Source organism: Treponema sp. R6D11, from assembly GCF_054786075.1.
Map to the genome: position 1 here is coordinate 1 of NZ_BDHD01000994.1, position 418 is coordinate 418.

The 418-nt window shown below is 33.7% G+C and carries 1 protein-coding gene; it reads left to right on the forward strand.

What is annotated here, in order from left to right:
* Positions 1 to 142 precede the first annotated feature (142 nt).
* Positions 143 to 418, forward strand: a 276-nt coding sequence (locus ACYVTD_RS17165; protein WP_461248853.1) for a hypothetical protein, incomplete at its 3' end; no start/stop codon positions are given.

Below are 418 nucleotides of genomic sequence, written 5' to 3' on the forward strand. Positions count from 1 at the left end.
TTATTTTGATGACGGCAGTTAAGAAGTAATTTTTTTGAAATATGTAAAAAAATATTGACATATCAGACAAAAAAGCGGTAAAATCAATTATTGGGGGGAATTTAAAATGGGTTATCTTTTTTTTCGGAAGTTGAGTGTTGCGTTGATTTTAGTTATGGCGTTTATCGGCTGTGCGACTAATGAAGTCTTGTTTAAAAACGACACTATCATATTAAAGGCTGAAAATGCTCCTGATGGAATTGTCCTTTCTTTCGATAATATTCCGTCAGATACAACCAGAATTTTTATACATATAATGGAAGTAGTGGAAGGCGTAAATCCTATTCCGACATTTACAGACATCAGAGGGACACAATTAGTTCAAGTTAAAGAAAAAGGCAAAGTTGTATGTCCGTTTGCGCAGAATGGGCATCATTAT